The sequence below is a fragment of the Bacillus sp. FSL K6-6540 genome, from assembly GCF_038007545.1.
In genome coordinates, this window is sequence record NZ_JBBOXH010000002.1 from 856,035 (window position 1) to 873,293 (window position 17,259).

Annotated in this window: 11 protein-coding genes, 2 tRNA genes and 2 rRNA genes; 11 read left to right on the top strand and 4 right to left on the bottom strand. The window is 45.0% G+C overall.

The annotated features are described in order from the left end of the window. Nucleotides 1–214: 214 nt before the first annotated feature. The 4 genes from jag to rpmH form a co-directional block, all read right to left on the bottom strand. The gene (jag, locus tag MHH82_RS36760; protein WP_003243764.1) at nucleotides 215–841 is read right to left on the bottom strand and encodes an RNA-binding cell elongation regulator Jag/EloR; all 627 of its coding nucleotides are present in this window, start codon (nucleotides 839–841) and stop codon (nucleotides 215–217) included. Next, the gene (gene spoIIIJ, locus MHH82_RS36765) at nucleotides 838–1,623 is read right to left on the bottom strand and encodes a YidC family membrane integrase SpoIIIJ (protein ID WP_010886648.1); all 786 of its coding nucleotides are present in this window, start codon (nucleotides 1,621–1,623) and stop codon (nucleotides 838–840) included. The genes jag and spoIIIJ overlap by 4 nt, the downstream gene beginning before the upstream one ends. Nucleotides 1,624–1,767: 144 nt before the next feature. Continuing rightward, on the bottom strand, nucleotides 1,768–2,118 hold the full coding sequence (gene rnpA / locus MHH82_RS36770; RefSeq protein WP_003242628.1) for a ribonuclease P protein component: 351 nt from the start codon (nucleotides 2,116–2,118) through the stop codon (nucleotides 1,768–1,770). Nucleotides 2,119–2,269: 151 nt separating this feature from the next. Next, nucleotides 2,270–2,404: a 50S ribosomal protein L34 gene (rpmH, locus tag MHH82_RS36775; RefSeq protein ID WP_003178075.1), complete on the bottom strand. Its 135-nt coding sequence runs from the start codon at nucleotides 2,402–2,404 to the stop codon at nucleotides 2,270–2,272. Between the two features lie 626 nt (nucleotides 2,405–3,030). On the opposite strand from rpmH, the gene dnaA reads away from it, so the two are divergent. From dnaA to MHH82_RS36830, 11 genes are all read left to right on the top strand, one after another. After that, a complete protein-coding gene (dnaA, locus tag MHH82_RS36780; RefSeq protein ID WP_003242674.1) occupies nucleotides 3,031–4,371 on the top strand; it encodes a chromosomal replication initiator protein DnaA in 1,341 nt (446 codons plus the stop codon). 189 nt (nucleotides 4,372–4,560) lie between these two features. Further along, nucleotides 4,561–5,697, top strand: a complete 1,137-nt coding sequence (gene dnaN / locus MHH82_RS36785) for a DNA polymerase III subunit beta (RefSeq protein WP_003242509.1) — start codon at nucleotides 4,561–4,563, stop codon at nucleotides 5,695–5,697. A 130-nt stretch (nucleotides 5,698–5,827) separates the two neighbouring features. After that, nucleotides 5,828–6,043, top strand: coding sequence for a ribosome maturation protein RlbA (rlbA, locus tag MHH82_RS36790; protein WP_003226810.1), 216 nt, complete (start codon nucleotides 5,828–5,830; stop codon nucleotides 6,041–6,043). 15 nt (nucleotides 6,044–6,058) lie between these two features. Then, nucleotides 6,059–7,171 (top strand): DNA replication/repair protein RecF, encoded by a 1,113-nt coding sequence (recF, locus tag MHH82_RS36795; RefSeq protein ID WP_015715082.1) that lies wholly within the window; start codon nucleotides 6,059–6,061, stop codon nucleotides 7,169–7,171. Nucleotides 7,172–7,188: 17 nt separating this feature from the next. Beyond that, nucleotides 7,189–7,434 (top strand): extracellular matrix regulator RemB, encoded by a 246-nt coding sequence (gene remB, locus MHH82_RS36800; RefSeq protein ID WP_003219266.1) that lies wholly within the window; start codon nucleotides 7,189–7,191, stop codon nucleotides 7,432–7,434. Between the two features lie 53 nt (nucleotides 7,435–7,487). Beyond that, nucleotides 7,488–9,404 (top strand): DNA topoisomerase (ATP-hydrolyzing) subunit B, encoded by a 1,917-nt coding sequence (gene gyrB, locus MHH82_RS36805; protein ID WP_340797477.1) that lies wholly within the window; start codon nucleotides 7,488–7,490, stop codon nucleotides 9,402–9,404. A 210-nt stretch (nucleotides 9,405–9,614) separates the two neighbouring features. Further along, the gene (gene gyrA / locus MHH82_RS36810) at nucleotides 9,615–12,080 is read left to right on the top strand and encodes a DNA topoisomerase (ATP-hydrolyzing) subunit A (RefSeq protein ID WP_003244540.1); all 2,466 of its coding nucleotides are present in this window, start codon (nucleotides 9,615–9,617) and stop codon (nucleotides 12,078–12,080) included. Between the two features lie 352 nt (nucleotides 12,081–12,432). Then, a 16S ribosomal RNA gene (locus MHH82_RS36815) occupies nucleotides 12,433–13,981 on the top strand. Between the two features lie 102 nt (nucleotides 13,982–14,083). Then, nucleotides 14,084–14,160 (top strand) — tRNA-Ile (locus tag MHH82_RS36820). Between the two features lie 11 nt (nucleotides 14,161–14,171). Next, nucleotides 14,172–14,247: transfer RNA gene (locus tag MHH82_RS36825), tRNA-Ala, on the top strand. Nucleotides 14,248–14,328: 81 nt separating this feature from the next. Further along, nucleotides 14,329–17,256, top strand: a 23S ribosomal RNA gene (locus MHH82_RS36830). Together the 16S and 23S rRNA genes with 2 tRNA genes alongside form the textbook arrangement of a ribosomal RNA operon. Nucleotides 17,257–17,259 lie beyond the last annotated feature (3 nt).

Here is a 17,259-nt window from a genome sequence, read left to right on the forward strand (position 1 = left end):
TTGTTATCCACAGAAATAGAAATTCGTCCCTTATTACTTTAACTTATCCACATGTGAATAACAATTAATTTTATTTCCTGAACTTCCTTTTTATCAACAGGATACACCTAAAAAGAAAAAACTTAAACGGCAAAACCTTGATATTACTAGGAAAAGTAGATTTTTCAGATACAAAAAAACCGAAATCCAATTTTTATCGGACTTCGGTTTTATGCTATCTTTTATGGGAAATAACGAGATGACGATTTTCGCCTTCACCCATTGAATATGTTTTGATCTGATGGTTTGCATATCCAGAAAGAGTATCGTGAATAATTTTTCTTTCGCTGGACGGCATAGGCTCAAGCTGGATGGATTTTTTCGTTTTCAAAACCTGGTCAGCAAGCTTGATGGCCAGCTGGCTCAGTGTTTCTTTTCTTTTCAAACGATAGTTTTCTGCATCCACCGTCACATTTTTATATTGGCCTGGATAACGGTTAAGGGCAAGCTGTGTCAAAGTTTCAAGGGCGTTTAAGGTTTGTCCTCTTTTCCCAATCAACAATGCTGCCTTTTCACCTGTTATATGATATCTCACTGTCTTTTTACTTTCTTGAACAGTCACATCAGACTTCCCGGCAATGGCTTCGGCAATCGTTTGAAGATATAACTTCGCTTGCTGAATCGGATCAATCTTTTCAACCAGCTTTACGATCGCAGGCTTTTTGCCGAAAATACCGAGAAACCCTTTGTTTCCCTCTTCAATAACAGTAATTTCTACCTTATCCTTCGTTAATCCCAGCTCTTGCAATCCGGACTGTACTGCTTCATCGACATTTCGCCCTGCAGCAGTCACATTCCTCACTTTTTCTTTCCTCCGGCTTTTTGCGGCTCAGGATTTTTTTTAATATCAGGTCCTTTAATGAGGAAAGTTTGCGCAATCATAAACAAGTTACCGACTACCCAATAAAGAGAAAGAGCCGCCGGGAAGTTGATCGCAAATACGATAATCATAATTGGCATAATCCAAAGCATCATCGCCATTTGCGGATTTTGCTGCGCATTGCCAGCCATCATCAGTTTTTGCTGAACAAATGTAGCGACACCGGCAACGATAGGAAGAATATAGTAAGGATCTTTTTCTCCTAAGTCAAACCATAAGAAGCTATGCTCTGAAATCGCCTGGGTTCTCATGATCGCATGATAGAATCCAATTAAAATCGGCATCTGGATCAAAATCGGGAAACATCCCGCCAATGGATTGACACCATGCTTTTGGAATAAAGCCATTGTTTCCTGTTGAAGCTTTTGCTGCGTTTTTTGATCCTTTGAGCTGTATTTTTCTTTAAGCTTTTGCATTTCCGGCTGTAAAGCCTGCATCGCTTTCGAACTTCTCAGCTGCTTAATCATCAGCGGTAAAATTAATAAACGAATTAAAATGGTAACTAGAATAATTGAAAGCCCGTAGTTATCTCCCGTCAATTTCGCTACATACGTAATGAGCTCAGACAATGGATATACTACGTACTTGTCCCAGAAATGCGGACTATCTGCAGTGATCGGCTCTTTCACACTCGAGCATCCAGCCAAAAGCATGAATACGCCAACCATACTTAATAGCAACCCTATTCTCCTTTTCAACAACATTTCCTCCTATAATTAATCTTTACACTCTTTTATTGCAAAGCATACTTGTATGTATTTTAGCATCTTTCAGTTTTAAATGGTGTCTTTTTCTGATCAACCAGAAAGGAAGCGCTTTTAAAAGTTGTAAGAAAGCAGTGGTGATGCCTACTTTGACGAAGATTTCTTATATAATGAAGACTTTCTGAATAGATGCTGCAGACTTTTTTTCGTTTCCTCATATGTCAGCTGGCTCGCCGGTTTTCTGGCAATAATGATGTAATCCTTTTCCTTCAGTCTCTCTTTCTCTTCAAGAAAGGCCTGCCGAATCAAACGTTTGATCCGATTTCGCATCACGGCATTGCCAATTTTTTTGCTGACGGAAAGCCCGACACGCAGTTCATCATTTTCAGGCTGATCAAGCGTATATAAGACAAACTGGCGGTTTGCAACTGATGTCCCATGTTTAAACACTTTTTGAAAATCTTCATTTTTCTTTAAACGATTTCGCTTCTTCAAATGACTCACTCCGATACTGGCTGGCAGAAACTTTTAAAATTTATTATGAACATGAGATGCATCTGAACCAGGAAGCATGCCCCGGTTCATTACGCATCACATCTATCTTTTCCCATAACGTGAAAAAAGACCACTGACATTATTCAGTGGCCTAAGCTGATAATACTTTTCTGCCTTTGCGGCGACGGCGTGCTAAAACTAGACGACCGTTTTTTGAACTCATACGGCTTCTGAAGCCATGAACTTTGCTGCGTTTACGGTTATTCGGTTGGAATGTTCTTTTCATTTATGACACCTCCCTCGAGGAATAGCTGTTAAAGACAGTCTTACTTATTATATTTGCGTTACCTATTCATTGTCAACTTCACTAGTGCTTTTATTTCTTGCAACCATAATAGGATACCATACCTTTTCAACTTTCGAAACCTTATTTTTTAGATTCCTTAATTTTACGGAAAAAAGACAAATCCAAACAATTTGCCCCTAAAATCACGCATGTGGATATCTTTTTCGGCTTTTTTTAGTATCCACAGAGGTTATCGACAACATTTTCACATTACCAACCCCTGTGGACAAGGTTTTTTCAACAGGTTGTCCGCTTTGTGGATAAGATTGTGACAACCATTGCAAGCTCTCGTTTATTTTGGTATTATATTTGTGTTTTAACTCTTGATTACTAATCCTACCTTTCCTCTTTATCCACAAAGTGTGGATAAGTTGTGGATTGATTTCACACAGCTTGTGTAGAAGGTTGTCCACAAGTTGTGAAATTTGTCGAAAAGCTATTTATCTACTATATTATATGTTTTCAACATTTAATGTGTACGAATGGTAAGCGCCATTTGCTCTTTTTTTGTGTTCTATAACAGAGAAAGACGCCATTTTCTAAGAAAAGGAGGGACGTGCCGGAAGATGGAAAATATATTAGACCTGTGGAACCAAGCCCTTGCTCAAATCGAAAAAAAGTTGAGCAAACCGAGTTTTGAGACTTGGATGAAGTCAACCAAAGCCCACTCACTGCAAGGCGATACATTAACAATCACGGCTCCCAATGAATTTGCCAGAGACTGGCTGGAGTCCAGATACTTGCATCTGATTGCAGATACTATATATGAATTAACCGGGGAAGAATTGAGCATTAAGTTTGTCATTCCTCAAAATCAAGATGTTGAGGACTTTATGCCGAAACCGCAAGTCAAAAAAGCGGTCAAAGAAGATACATCTGATTTTCCTCAAAATATGCTCAATCCAAAATATACTTTTGATACTTTTGTCATCGGATCTGGAAACCGATTTGCACACGCTGCTTCCCTCGCAGTAGCGGAAGCACCCGCAAAAGCTTACAACCCTTTATTTATCTATGGGGGCGTCGGCTTAGGGAAAACGCACTTAATGCATGCGATCGGCCATTATGTAATAGATCATAATCCTTCTGCCAAAGTGGTTTATCTGTCTTCTGAGAAATTTACAAACGAATTCATCAACTCTATCCGAGATAATAAAGCCGTCGACTTCCGCAATCGCTATCGAAATGTTGATGTGCTTTTGATAGATGATATTCAATTTTTAGCGGGGAAAGAACAAACCCAGGAAGAATTTTTCCATACATTTAACACATTGCACGAAGAAAGCAAACAAATCGTCATTTCAAGTGACCGACCGCCAAAGGAAATTCCGACACTTGAGGACAGATTGCGCTCACGTTTTGAATGGGGACTTATTACAGATATCACACCGCCTGATCTAGAAACGAGAATTGCAATTTTAAGAAAAAAAGCCAAAGCAGAAGGCCTCGATATTCCGAACGAGGTTATGCTTTACATCGCGAATCAAATCGACAGCAATATTCGGGAACTCGAAGGAGCATTAATCAGAGTTGTCGCTTATTCATCTTTAATTAATAAAGATATTAATGCTGATCTGGCCGCTGAGGCGTTGAAAGATATTATTCCTTCCTCAAAACCGAAAGTCATTACGATAAAGGAAATTCAGAGGGTAGTAGGCCAGCAATTTAATATTAAACTCGAGGATTTCAAAGCAAAAAAACGGACAAAGTCAGTAGCTTTTCCGCGTCAAATCGCCATGTACTTATCAAGGGAAATGACTGATTCCTCTCTTCCTAAAATCGGTGAAGAGTTTGGAGGACGTGATCATACGACCGTTATTCATGCGCATGAAAAAATTTCAAAACTGCTGGCAGATGATGAACAGCTTCAGCAGCATGTAAAAGAAATTAAAGAACAGCTTAAATAGCAGGACCGGGGAATCGGGGAAAGTGTGAATAACTTTTCGGAAGTCATACACAGTCTGTCCACATGTGGATAGGCTGTGTTTCCTGTCTTTTTCACAACTTATCCACAAATCCACAGGCCCTACTATTACTTCTACTATTTTTTATAAATATATATATATATTAATACATTATCCGTTAGGAGGATAAAAATGAAATTCACGATTCAAAAAGATCGTCTTGTTGAAAGTGTCCAAGATGTATTAAAAGCAGTTTCATCCAGAACCACGATTCCCATTCTGACTGGTATTAAAATTGTTGCATCAGATGATGGAGTATCCTTTACAGGGAGTGACTCAGATATTTCTATTGAATCCTTCATTCCAAAAGAAGAAGGAGATAAAGAAATCGTCACTATTGAACAGCCCGGAAGCATCGTTTTACAGGCTCGCTTTTTTAGTGAAATTGTAAAAAAATTGCCGATGGCAACTGTAGAAATCGAAGTCCAAAATCAGTATTTGACGATTATCCGTTCTGGTAAAGCTGAATTTAATCTAAACGGACTGGATGCTGATGAGTATCCGCACTTGCCGCAGATTGAAGAGCATCATGCGATTCAGATCCCAACTGATTTGTTAAAAAATCTAATCAGACAAACAGTATTTGCAGTGTCCACCTCAGAAACACGCCCTATCTTGACAGGTGTAAACTGGAAAGTGGAGCAAAGTGAATTATTATGCACCGCGACGGATAGCCACCGTCTTGCATTAAGAAAGGCGAAACTTGATATTCCAGAAGACAGATCTTATAACGTCGTGATTCCGGGAAAAAGTTTAACTGAACTCAGCAAGATTTTAGATGACAACCAGGAACTTGTAGATATCGTCATCACAGAAACCCAAGTTCTGTTTAAAGCGAAAAACGTCTTATTCTTCTCACGGCTTCTGGACGGGAATTATCCAGACACAACCAGCCTGATTCCGCAAGACAGCAAAACAGAAATCATTGTGAACACAAAAGAATTCCTTCAGGCCATTGATCGTGCATCTCTTTTAGCTAGAGAGGGACGCAACAACGTTGTAAAACTGTCCGCAAAACCGGCTGAATCCATTGAGATTTCTTCCAATTCGCCGGAAATCGGTAAAGTTGTGGAAGCAATTGTTGCGGATCAAATTGAAGGTGAGGAATTAAATATCTCTTTTAGTCCAAAATATATGCTGGATGCACTAAAGGTGCTTGAAGGAGCAGAAATACGCGTAAGCTTTACAGGCGCAATGAGACCTTTCTTAATTCGCACGCCGAATGATGAAACGATTGTACAGCTTATCCTTCCTGTCAGAACCTATTAATCCGATACACTGCTGCCGACCCGTCGGCAGCTTTTCTATTCAGTATCTGCTCCGACAAGTTTTCCCTTTCCCTAATTCGTTTTTTTTTAGTACAATTAGATATTAGTGATATTTGAAAGAGGTCGATATAATGGCAAATCCGATTTCAATTGATACAGAGATGATTACACTCGGACAATTCTTAAAATTAGCCGATGTGATTCAGTCTGGCGGTATGGCGAAGTGGTTTTTAAGCGAGCATGAAGTGCTTGTGAACGATGAGCCGGACAACCGCCGGGGCAGAAAGCTGTATGTTGGAGATGTGGTAGAGATTGAAGGATTTGGTTCATTTCAAGTCGTCAATTAAAGCGGGTGACACTGATTGTATATCCAGAACTTAGAACTGACATCTTACCGCAACTACGACCATGCTGAACTTCAATTTGAAAATAAAGTAAATGTGATCATCGGAGAAAACGCCCAGGGGAAGACAAACCTCATGGAGGCGATCTATGTCTTGTCCATGGCGAAATCGCACCGGACATCAAATGACAAAGAACTTATACGGTGGGACAAAGACTATGCTAAAATAGAGGGAAGAGTGATGAAGCAAAACGGGGCGATCCCGATGCAGCTCGTCATCTCCAAAAAGGGTAAAAAGGGCAAGGTCAATCATATTGAACAGCAAAAGCTCAGCCAGTATGTCGGGGCCCTCAACACCATTATGTTCGCGCCGGAAGATTTAAATCTTGTAAAAGGAAGCCCTCAAGTGAGAAGGCGGTTTCTTGACATGGAAATCGGACAGGTTTCTCCCGTCTATCTTCATGATCTTTCTCTTTACCAGAAAATCCTTTCCCAGCGGAATCATTTTTTGAAACAGCTGCAAACAAGAAAACAAACTGACCGGACGATGCTCGATGTTTTGACCGATCAGCTTGTAGAAGTTGCAGCAAAAGTCGTCGTAAAACGCCTGCAGTTTACAGCACAGCTCGAGAAATGGGCGCAGCCCATCCATGCAGGCATCTCAAGAGGGCTTGAAGAACTGACCCTGAAATACCATACAGCTCTTGATGTATCAGATCCCCTAGAGTTGTCGAAAATAGGAGATAGCTATCAAGAAGCGTTTTCTAAATTAAGAGAAAAAGAAATTGAGCGTGGTGTGACGCTGTCAGGGCCTCATCGCGATGATGTTCTTTTCTATGTGAACGGACGCGATGTGCAGACGTATGGTTCTCAAGGACAGCAGCGAACGACGGCGTTGTCCCTTAAGCTGGCGGAGATTGACCTGATCCATGAAGAAATCGGAGAATATCCCATTTTACTATTGGATGATGTACTGAGTGAACTGGATGATTATCGCCAGTCACACTTGCTTCATACGATCCAAGGCCGTGTACAAACGTTTGTCACAACGACAAGCGTTGATGGCATTGATCACGAAACCTTACGTCAAGCAGGAATGTTCCGTGTGCAAAATGGTGCGTTAGTGAAGTGAAGAAATGAGGTGAGCAATTGTATATTCATTTAGGTGATGACTTTGTGGTTTCAACACGAGATATTGTCGGCATTTTTGACTTTAAAGCCAACATGTCGCCTATTGTTGAAGAATTTCTGAAAAAACAGAAACACAAGGTGGTGCCTTCCGTAAACGGCACGCCCAAATCTATCGTAGTCACGGTTCAGAATATATATTACTCTCCCTTATCTTCCAGCACATTAAAAAAACGTGCGCAATTTATGTTTGAAATAGATTCTTAGAAATTTTTTATCAGAATATATCGTTAAGAAAAGTGTAGGTGAATGACGTGGCTATGGAACAGCAGCAAAACAGTTATGATGAAAATCAGATACAGGTTCTAGAGGGATTGGAAGCTGTTCGTAAAAGACCGGGGATGTATATCGGTTCAACAAACAGCAAAGGCCTTCACCACCTGGTATGGGAAATTGTCGACAATAGTATTGACGAAGCCCTCGCCGGTTATTGTACGGATATCAACATTCAAATTGAAAAAGACAACAGCATCACGGTGACAGATAATGGCCGCGGTATTCCAGTCGGTATTCAAGAAAAAATGGGCCGTCCTGCGGTAGAAGTCATTATGACAGTGCTTCACGCCGGAGGAAAATTTGACGGAAGCGGTTATAAAGTGTCCGGAGGATTACACGGTGTAGGTGCGTCAGTTGTAAACGCGCTTTCAACGGAGCTTGATGTGACGGTACACCGTGACGGTAAAATCCACCGCCAAACTTATAAACGTGGAGTTCCGGTTGCAGACCTTGAAATCATTGGCGAAACGGATCATACAGGAACGACTACACATTTTATCCCGGATCCAGAGATTTTCACAGAAACAACTGTGTATGATTATGATCTGCTTGCTAACCGCGTGCGCGAATTAGCCTTTTTGACAAAAGGCGTCAACATCACGATCGAAGATAAACGTGAAGGACAAGAGCGCAAAAATGAGTACCATTACGAAGGCGGAATTAAAAGTTATGTAGAGTATTTAAACCGCTCTAAAGAGGTTGTCCATGAAGAGCCGATTTACATTGAAGGCGAAAAGGACGGCATTACGGTTGAAGTGGCTTTGCAATACAATGACAGCTACACAAGCAACATTTACTCGTTTACAAACAACATTAACACGTACGAAGGCGGTACCCATGAAGCTGGCTTCAAAACGGGCCTGACTCGTGTTATCAACGATTACGCCAGAAAAAAAGGGCTTATTAAAGAAAATGATCCAAACCTAAGCGGAGATGACGTAAGGGAAGGGCTGACAGCGATTATTTCAATCAAACACCCTGATCCGCAGTTTGAGGGCCAAACGAAAACAAAGCTGGGCAACTCAGAAGCACGGACGATCACCGATACGTTATTTTCTACGGCGATGGAAACATTTATGCTGGAAAATCCAGATGCGGCTAAAAAAATTGTCGATAAAGGCTTAATGGCGGCAAGAGCAAGAATGGCTGCGAAAAAAGCGCGTGAACTAACACGCCGTAAGAGTGCTTTGGAAATTTCAAACTTGCCCGGTAAGTTAGCGGACTGCTCTTCAAAAGATCCGAGCATCTCCGAGTTATATATCGTAGAGGGTGACTCTGCCGGAGGATCTGCTAAACAAGGACGCGACAGACATTTCCAAGCCATTTTGCCGCTTAGAGGTAAAATCCTAAACGTTGAAAAGGCCAGACTGGATAAAATCCTTTCTAACAACGAAGTTCGCTCTATGATCACAGCGCTCGGCACAGGTATTGGGGAAGACTTCAACCTTGAGAAAGCCCGTTACCACAAAGTTGTCATTATGACAGATGCCGATGTTGACGGCGCGCACATCAGAACACTGCTGTTAACGTTCTTTTACAGATATATGCGCCAAATTATCGAAAATGGCTACGTGTACATTGCGCAGCCGCCGCTCTACAAGGTTCAACAGGGGAAACGCGTTGAATATGCGTACAATGACAAGGAGCTGGAAGAGCTGTTAAAAACTCTTCCTCAAACGCCTAAGCCTGAACTGCAGCGTTACAAAGGTCTTGGTGAAATGAATGCCACCCAGCTATGGGAGACAACCATGGATCCTAGTTCCAGAACACTTCTTCAGGTAACTCTTGAAGATGCAATGGATGCGGACGAGACTTTTGAAATGCTTATGGGCGACAAGGTAGAACCGCGCCGAAACTTCATAGAAGCGAATGCGAGATACGTTAAAAATCTTGACATCTAATCATAAAAAGCCTTATTTCCAATAAGAAATAAGGCTTTTTTCTGAACAAGATCAGATGCAGCAATGCTTGCAATACCTATATATTCTAGCAATTTAATGTGTATAATCATAAGTTTATTGATATAATGGAGAATAGTGAAATCGTATTGAAGGTCATAATGGACAATCTACTCCCACATATTTCATGTGATACTTCAGGGAGGTTTTTTAATGAGTGAACAAAACACACCACAAGTTCGTGAAATAAATATCAGTCAGGAAATGCGTACGTCCTTCTTGGATTATGCAATGAGCGTTATCGTGTCCCGTGCTCTTCCGGATGTTCGAGACGGTTTAAAACCGGTTCATAGACGGATTTTGTATGCAATGAATGATTTAGGCATGACAAGTGACAAGCCTTATAAAAAATCCGCGCGTATCGTTGGAGAAGTTATCGGGAAATACCACCCGCACGGTGATTCAGCGGTATATGAATCCATGGTCAGAATGGCTCAGGATTTCAACTACCGTTATATGCTCGTTGACGGTCATGGAAACTTCGGTTCTGTTGACGGAGACTCAGCGGCGGCCATGCGTTATACAGAAGCACGAATGTCTAAAATCTCAATGGAGATTCTTCGCGACATCACAAAAGACACAATCGATTACCAGGATAACTATGACGGGTCAGAAAGAGAACCTGTCGTTATGCCTTCAAGGTTCCCGAATCTGCTCGTGAACGGTGCTGCCGGCATTGCGGTAGGTATGGCAACAAACATTCCTCCGCACCAGCTGGGAGAAATCATTGACGGTGTACTTGCTGTCAGTGAGAATCCGGACATTACAATTCCAGAGCTTATGGAAGTCATTCCAGGGCCTGATTTCCCGACCGCGGGTCAAATCTTGGGACGCAGCGGTATCCGGAAAGCATACGAATCAGGCCGAGGCTCTATCACGATCCGGGCAAAAGCTGAGATCGAACAAACATCTTCGGGTAAAGAAAGAATTATCGTTACAGAGTTACCTTACCAAGTAAATAAGGCGAAATTAATTGAGAAAATTGCTGATCTCGTAAGGGACAAAAAGATAGAGGGTATCACAGATCTGCGTGATGAGTCAGATCGTACAGGTATGAGAATTGTCATTGAAATCAGACGCGATGCCAATGCGAATGTCATCTTAAACAATCTGTACAAACAAACTGCTCTACAAACATCTTTTGGCATCAACCTGCTTGCACTTGTTGATGGCCAGCCGAAAGTTTTAACTCTTAAGCAATGCCTGGAGCATTACCTCGACCATCAAAAAGTTGTCATTAGACGCCGTACTGCTTATGAATTGCGTAAAGCGGAAGCGAGAGCTCATATCCTGGAAGGATTGAGAGTTGCACTGGATCATCTCGATGCAGTTATCTCCCTTATCCGTAATTCTCAAACGGCTGAAATTGCGAGAACAGGTTTAATTGAACAATTCTCACTGACAGAGAAGCAAGCACAAGCGATCCTTGATATGAGGCTCCAGCGTTTAACGGGACTGGAACGTGAAAAGATAGAAGAAGAATACCAATCTCTTGTTAAATTAATTGCAGAGCTAAAAGACATCTTGGCAAATGAATATAAAGTGCTTGAGATCATTCGCGAAGAACTCACGGAAATCAAAGAGCGTTTTAACGATGAAAGACGTACTGAGATCGTCACTTCCGGACTGGAGACAATTGAAGATGAAGATCTCATCGAGAGAGAAAATATCGTAGTTACTCTGACGCACAACGGATACGTCAAACGTCTTCCTGCATCAACTTACCGCAGTCAAAAACGAGGCGGAAAAGGTGTACAAGGTATGGGAACAAACGAAGATGATTTCGTTGAGCATTTGATCTCTACGTCAACTCATGACACGATTCTCTTCTTCTCGAACAAGGGGAAAGTGTATCGTGCAAAAGGGTATGAAATCCCTGAATACGGCAGAACGGCAAAAGGAATCCCGATTATTAACCTGCTGGAGGTAGAAAAGGGTGAGTGGATCAACGCGATTATTCCAGTCACGGAATTCAATGCGGAGCTTTACCTTTTCTTCACTACAAAGCATGGGGTTTCAAAACGAACATCGCTATCTCAATTCGCTAATATCCGCAACAATGGTCTAATCGCTCTGAGTCTTCGTGAAGATGATGAACTGATGGGTGTACGTCTGACTGACGGCACAAAACAAATCATCATTGGAACGAAAAACGGTTTACTGATCCGTTTCCCTGAAACAGATGTCCGGGAGATGGGAAGAACTGCGGCGGGCGTAAAAGGCATCACTCTGACGGATGACGACGTTGTTGTCGGCATGGAGATATTAGAGGAAGAATCACACGTCCTTATCGTAACTGAAAAAGGGTACGGAAAACGAACTCCGGCTGAAGAGTACAGAACCCAAAGCCGGGGCGGAAAAGGACTCAAAACAGCGAAAATCACCGAGAACAACGGCCAACTAGTAGCAGTGAAAGCTACTAAAGGTGAAGAGGATCTAATGATTATTACAGCTAGCGGCGTACTCATCAGAATGGACATCAATGATATCTCCATCACCGGACGTGTCACTCAAGGTGTGCGTCTCATCAGAATGGCAGAAGAAGAGCATGTTGCTACAGTAGCTTTAGTAGAGAAAAACGAAGAAGATGAGAATGAAGAAGAACAAGAAGAAGTGTGAGAAAAAGCGCAGCTGAAATAGCTGCGCTTTTTTGTGTCATAACCCTTTACAGTCATAAAAATTATGGTATAATCATTTCTGTTGTCTTTTTAAAGACACAAGCATGACCATTATGACTAGTAAAAACTTTTTCAAAAAAGTATTGACCTAGTTAACTAAAAATGTTACTATTAAGTAGTCGCTTCGAGAGAAGCACACAAAGTTCTTTGAAAACTAAACAAGACAAAACGTACCTGTTAATTCATTTTTATAAATCGCACAGCGATGTGCGTAGTCAGTCAAACTAGGACCTGCACGACGCAGGTCACACAGGTGTCGCCGCAGGATGCGGTGAACTTAACCTGTGATCCATTTATCGGAGAGTTTGATCCTGGCTCAGGACGAACGCTGGCGGCGTGCCTAATACATGCAAGTCGAGCGGACAGATGGGAGCTTGCTCCCTAATGTTAGCGGCGGACGGGTGAGTAACACGTGGGTAACCTGCCTGTAAGACTGGGATAACTCCGGGAAACCGGGGCTAATACCGGATGGTTGTTTGAACCGCATGGTTCAAACATAAAAGGTGGCTTCGGCTACCACTTACAGATGGACCCGCGGCGCATTAGCTAGTTGGTGAGGTAACGGCTCACCAAGGCGACGATGCGTAGCCGACCTGAGAGGGTGATCGGCCACACTGGGACTGAGACACGGCCCAGACTCCTACGGGAGGCGACAGTAGGGAATCTTCCGCAATGGACGAAAGTCTGACGGAGCAACGCCGCGTGAGTGATGAAGGTTTTCGGATCGTAAAGCTCTGTTGTTAGGGAAGAACAAGTACCGTTCGAATAGGGCGGTACCTTGACGGTACCTAACCAGAAAGCCACGGCTAACTACGTGCCAGCGACCGCGGTAATACGTAGGTGGCAAGCGTTGTCCGGAATTATTGGGCGTAAAGGGCTCGCAGGCGGTTTCTTAAGTCTGATGTGAAAGCCCCCGGCTCAACCGGGGAGGGTCATTGGAAACTGGGGAACTTGAGTGCAGAAGAGGAGAGTGGAATTCCACGTGTAGCGGTGAAATGCGTAGAGATGTGGAGGAACACCAGTGGCGAAGGCGACTCTCTGGTCTGTAACTGACGCTGAGGAGCGAAAGCGTGGGGAGCGAACAGGATTAGATACCCTGGTAGTCCACGCCGTAAACGATGAGTGCTAAGTGTTAGGGGGTTTCCGCCCCTTAGTGCTGCAGTTAACGCATTAAGCACTCCGCCTGGGGAGTACGGTCGCAAGACTGAAACTCAAAGGAATTGACGGGGGCCCGCACAAGCGGTGGAGCATGTGGTTTAATTCGAAGCAACGCGAAGAACCTTACCAGGTCTTGACATCCTCTGACAATCCTAGAGATAGGACGTCCCCTTCGGGGGCAGAGTGACAGGTGGTGCATGGTTGTCGTCAGCTCGTGTCGTGAGATGTTGGGTTAAGTCCCGCAACGAGCGCAACCCTTGATCTTAGTTGCCAGCATTCAGTTGGGCACTCTAAGGTGACTGCCGGTGACAAACCGGAGGAAGGTGGGGATGACGTCAAATCATCATGCCCCTTATGACCTGGGCTACACACGTGCTACAATGGACAGAACAAAGGGCGCGAAACCGCGAGGTTAAGCCAATCCCACAAATCTGTTCTCAGTTCGGATCGCAGTCTGCAACTCGACTGCGTGAAGCTGGAATCGCTAGTAATCGCGGATCAGCATGCCGCGGTGAATACGTTCCCGGGCCTTGTACACACCGCCCGTCACACCACGAGAGTTTGTAACACCCGAAGTCGGTGAGGTAACCTTTTAGGAGCCAGCCGCCGAAGGTGGGACAGATGATTGGGGTGAAGTCGTAACAAGGTAGCCGTATCGGAAGGTGCGGCTGGATCACCTCCTTTCTAAGGATATTTTACGGAATATAAGACCTTGGGTCTTATAAACAGAACGTTCCCTGTCTTGTTTAGTTTTGAAGGAACTTTGTTCCTTGAATAAGTTAAGATGGGCCTGTAGCTCAGCTGGTTAGAGCGCACGCCTGATAAGCGTGAGGTCGGTGGTTCGAGTCCACTCAGGCCCACCATCTTATATAACGGGGCCTTAGCTCAGCTGGGAGAGCGCCTGCTTTGCACGCAGGAGGTCAGCGGTTCGATCCCGCTAGGCTCCACCAACGTGTTCTTTGAAAACTAGATAACAGTAGACATCACATTCAATTAGTAATACAAGATATCACATAGTGATTCTTTTTAACGGTTAAGTTAGAAAGGGCGCACGGTGGATGCCTTGGCACTAGGAGCCGATGAAGGACGGGACGAACACCGATATGCTTCGGGGAGCTGTAAGCAAGCTTTGATCCGGAGATTTCCGAATGGGGAAACCCACCACTCGTAATGGAGTGGTATCCATATCTGAATTCATAGGATATGAGAAGGCAGACCCGGGGAACTGAAACATCTAAGTACCCGGAGGAAGAGAAAGCAAATGCGATTCCCTGAGTAGCGGCGAGCGAAACGGGATTAGCCCAAACCAAGAGGCTTGCCTCTTGGGGTTGTAGGACACTCTGTACGGAGTTACAAAGGAACGAGGTAGATGAAGAGGTCTGGAAAGGCCCGCCATAGGAGGTAACAGCCCTGTAGTCAAAACTTCGTTCTCTCCTGAGTGGATCCTGAGTACGGCGGAACACGTGAAATTCCGTCGGAATCCGGGAGGACCATCTCCCAAGGCTAAATACTCCCTAGTGACCGATAGTGAACCAGTACCGTGAGGGAAAGGTGAAAAGCACCCCGGAAGGGGAGTGAAAGAGATCCTGAAACCGTGTGCCTACAAGTAGTCAGAGCCCGTTAACGGGTGATGGCGTGCCTTTTGTAGAATGAACCGGCGAGTTACGATCCCGTGCAAGGTTAAGCAGAAGATGCGGAGCCGCGGCGAAAGCGAGTCTGAATAGGGCGCATGAGTACGTGGTCGTAGACCCGAAACCAGGTGATCTACCCATGTCCAGGGTGAAGTTCAGGTAACACTGAATGGAGGCCCGAACCCACGCACGTTGAAAAGTGCGGGGATGAGGTGTGGGTAGGGGTGAAATGCCAATCGAACCTGGAGATAGCTGGTTCTCTCCGAAATAGCTTTAGGGCTAGCCTCAAGGTAAGAGTCTTGGAGGTAGAGCACTGATTGGACTAGGGGCCCCTACCGGGTTACCGAATTCAGTCAAACTCCGAATGCCAATGACTTATCCTTGGGAGTCAGACTGCGAGTGATAAGATCCGTAGTCGAAAGGGAAACAGCCCAGACCGCCAGCTAAGGTCCCAAAGTATACGTTAAGTGGAAAAGGATGTGGAGTTGCTTAGACAACCAGGATGTTGGCTTAGAAGCGACCACCATTTAAAGAGTGCGTAATAGCTCACTGGTCGAGTGACTCTGCGCCGAAAATGTACCGGGGCTAAACGTATCACCGAAGGCGCGGACTGTTCTTCGAACAGTGGTAGGAGAGCGTTCTAAGGGCTGTGAAGCCAGACCGGAAGGACTGGTGGAGCGCTTAGAAGTGAGAATGCCGGTATGAGTAGCGAAAGAGGGGTGAGAATCCCCTCCACCGAATGCCTAAGGTTTCCTGAGGAAGGCTCGTCCGCTCAGGGTTAGTCGGGACCTAAGCCGAGGCCGAAAGGCGTAGGCGATGGACAACAGGTTGATATTCCTGTACCACCTCCTCACCATTTGAGCAATGGGGGGACGCAGGAGGATAGGGTAAGCGCGGTATTGGATATCCGCGTCCAAGCAGTTAGGCTGGGAAATAGGCAAATCCGTTTCCCATAAGGCTGAGCTGTGATGGCGAGCGAAATATAGTAGCGAAGTTCCTGATTCCACACTGCCAAGAAAAGCCTCTAGCGAGGTGAGAGGTGCCCGTACCGCAAACCGACACAGGTAGGCGAGGAGAGAATCCTAAGGTGATCGAGAGAACTCTCGTTAAGGAACTCGGCAAAATGACCCCGTAACTTCGGGAGAAGGGGTGCTCTGTTAGGGTGCAAGCCCGAGAGAGCCGCAGTGAATAGGCCCAGGCGACTGTTTAGCAAAAACACAGGTCTCTGCGAAGCCGTAAGGCGAAGTATAGGGGCTGACGCCTGCCCGGTGCTGGAAGGTTAAGAGGAGCGCTTAGCGTAAGCGAAGGTGCGAATTGAAGCCCCAGTAAACGGCGGCCGTAACTATAACGGTCCTAAGGTAGCGAAATTCCTTGTCGGGTAAGTTCCGACCCGCACGAAAGGCGCAACGATCTGGGCACTGTCTCAACGAGAGACTCGGTGAAATTATAGTACCTGTGAAGATGCAGGTTACCCGCGACAGGACGGAAAGACCCCGTGGAGCTTTACTGCAGCCTGATATTGAATGTTGGTACAGCTTGTACAGGATAGGTAGGAGCCTTGGAAACCGGAGCGCCAGCTTCGGTGGAGGCATCGGTGGGATACTACCCTGGCTGTATTGACCTTCTAACCCGCCGCCCTTATCGGGCGGGGAGACAGTGTCAGGTGGGCAGTTTGACTGGGGCGGTCGCCTCCTAAAAGGTAACGGAGGCGCCCAAAGGTTCCCTCAGAATGGTTGGAAATCATTCGCAGAGTGTAAAGGCACAAGGGAGCTTGACTGCGAGACTTACAAGTCGAGCAGGGACGAAAGTCGGGCTTAGTGATCCGGTGGTTCCGCATGGAAGGGCCATCGCTCAACGGATAAAAGCTACCCCGGGGATAACAGGCTTATCTCCCCCAAGAGTCCACATCGACGGGGAGGTTTGGCACCTCGATGTCGGCTCATCGCATCCTGGGGCTGTAGTCGGTCCCAAGGGTTGGGCTGTTCGCCCATTAAAGCGGTACGCGAGCTGGGTTCAGAACGTCGTGAGACAGTTCGGTCCCTATCCGTCGCGGGCGCAGGAAATTTGAGAGGAGCTGTCCTTAGTACGAGAGGACCGGGATGGACGCACCGCTGGTGTACCAGTTGTTCTGCCAAGGGCATCGCTGGGTAGCTATGTGCGGACGGGATAAGTGCTGAAAGCATCTAAGCATGAAGCCCCCCTCAAGATGAGATTTCCCATTCCGCAAGGAAGTAAGATCCCTGAAAGATGATCAGGTTGATAGGTCTGAGGTGGAAGTGTGGCGACACATGGAGCTGACAGATACTAATCGATCGAGGACTTAACCATATT